1 protein-coding gene and 1 pseudogene are annotated in these 2196 nt (G+C 72.9%); both read right to left on the reverse strand.

Annotated elements, in window-relative coordinates; all coding sequences use genetic code 11:
• Positions 1-162 precede the first annotated feature (162 nt).
• A complete protein-coding gene (locus WDW90_RS36530; protein WP_336492626.1) occupies positions 163-2013 on the reverse strand; it encodes a chloride channel protein in 1851 nt (616 codons plus the stop codon).
• A 7-nt stretch (positions 2014-2020) separates the two neighbouring features.
• A pseudogene (locus WDW90_RS41085) lies at positions 2021-2196 on the reverse strand (IS481 family transposase); the annotation flags it as partial.

A 2196-nucleotide genomic window follows, 5' to 3' on the forward strand; every position in this document is an offset into this window, starting at 1 on the left:
ACCTCTACCAGGACCACGACACGCCCGACCGGATGTACGCCCAGGCCGGCCTCGACGCCCCAGCCATCGTCAAACTCGTCGCCGATACTCTCCCAGAGCGCAAGGCCCGCGAGGTCAACATCGTCAGCGTGGCGCGCCGGCCGCGCTGAGCGCGCGCGGCCGTCAGACCGCCTCGCCCACCATCGCCTGCCGCTGGCGGTCGAGCTCCTCGCTGTAGCGCTTGAGCGTGTGGCTCTCGGTCAAGAGCCCGATCACCCGCCGCTCCGCCTCTCCGTCGACCACCGCGAGCGCCTCGCTCTCGGTTCGGTCGAAGGCGGCCGAGGCCTCCTTGGCGTTCATTCCCGGCGTCAGGAAGTCCCCGGGGTGACGCACCACGTCGGCGAGGCCGGGCTCCTCGCCGTTCTGCGCCTCGCGGGCCATCGCGTGCGCCTCCGGCACCATCACGATGCCGGCATAGCGTTCCTGCGCGTCGGTCACGATCACCCGCGAGGGCGAGCCGAGCGGGTGCGCGCGCAGGAAGGTGGCCAAGGGCGTGTCGAGGGGCACCGGACGCACGTCCTTGCGCATCAGCCGGCCCACCGTGAGATTGCGGATCCAGCCGACGTCGTGGGCGCTGCGGATGCTCTCCCCGCGCAGGTGGAAGCGCCAGGTCGCGAAGGAGTAGCCGAAGGTCTTGCGCACGGTGAGCGACGAGGCGATCACCGCCACCAGCACGAGGCCCGTGACCGGGAAGCTCCCGGTCAGCTCGAGCGCCAGGAAGGTCATGGTGAGCGGCCCCCCGATGATCGCGACCGCGAGCGCGCTCATGCCGATCACCGCGTAGGCGAGCGGCGTCAGCCCGAGCGCCGCGATGCCCGGGACGATCTCGGGCGCCAGAGCGGCGAAGAGCTTGCCGGCGATCGCCCCGAGGAAGAGCGATGCGAAGAACAGGCCGCCGCGGAAGCCCGATCCGATCGAGATCGCCGAGGCGGTGGCCTTGCCGGCGAAGAGGAGCGCGAGGCCGCCCGCGCCGATCGCCGGCCCGTGCGCGGCGAGCAGCAGGTGCAGCGCCCCGTGCCCGCCCGACAGGATCTGCGCGGAGGCCGCGAGCGCCAGGAACCCGACGCAGAGGCCGCCGAGCGCCGGCCCGAACACCCGCGGCAGGCGCGTGGCGACCACCCCCTGCTCCACCAGGGTGACGCCCCGCATGATCAGGATGCCGAGAGCCGCGCAGACGAGGCCGAGGACGAGGCTCGGCAGGGTGTCGGCGGTGGTCAGCGTCGTGGTGGTGATCGCCTCGATGCCCTCCACCGCGACCATGGGGGGCGTCGGCACGAGGGTGCGGGCCACGACGCTGCCGCACAGGGCCGCCACCACCACCGGCGTCAGGGTGGCGATCGAGTAAGTGCCGATGATGAGCTCGAACGCGTAGAAGGCCCCCGTCAGCGGCGCCCCGAAGGCGGCCGCGATGGCGGCGGCCGAGCCGCAGCCGACCAGCGTGCGCAGGTCGCCCCGCCGCAGCTCGAAGGCGATGCCGAGGCGCGAGGCGATGCCCGCCGAGATCTGGGTATAGCCGGCCTCGAGGCCGACCGAGGCGCCGCACCCGTTCGAGATCACGTTCTGGATCGACACGTAGAGGGAATCGCGCAGGGACATGCGCCCGCCATGGAGCGCGTTCGCCTCGATCGGATCGATGACCGGGCGCCTGCGGCGCCCGCGCCAGCGCCCGACCGCGAAGATCAGCAGTCCGAGGCCGGCGCCGCCGAGCGCCGGACCGAGCAGGAGCGTGAGCGGCGCGACCGCGTCGGCCGCGCTCAGCCGGGTGCCGGCAGGCAGGCCGAACAGCAGCTCGCGCAGTGCCTGCGTGGCGAGGTTCATCGCCGAGACGGCAAGCCCCGCCACGCAGCCGGCCAAAGCCGCGAGGGCGACGAGGCCGGCCTCGCTGCCGCGCACCAGCGCCCGCAGCCGCCCGGGCGCCTGGATCAGGATCCGGCCCGCACGGGAGCGGCGCGGCTTCGCGCGCGGCGGCGTCATCGGGCGCCTAGTTGTCTGGATGCGAGACCTCCTTGGCGGCTGCAACAACCTTGAGGGCTTTCGGGAGCGCGTCCGGATCAGGCAGTTTGGTAACGGGCTTGGCGAGTTCGGGGTTCGCCTTCAGCCGCTCACGCAGGACCCTGTCGGGTGATCGGCCCTTCAGCACACGCTGACGACGGCCGT

It is taken from the genome of Methylobacterium nigriterrae (genome assembly GCF_037106235.1).
GTDB classification, from domain to species: Bacteria; Pseudomonadota; Alphaproteobacteria; order Rhizobiales; family Beijerinckiaceae; genus Methylobacterium; species Methylobacterium nigriterrae.

Coding starts and splice junctions, on each gene's coding strand:
- WDW90_RS36530 (WP_336492626.1), bottom strand. CDS start 2,013: ATGACGCCGCCGCGCGCGAAGCCGCGCCGCTCCCGTGCGGGCCGGATC.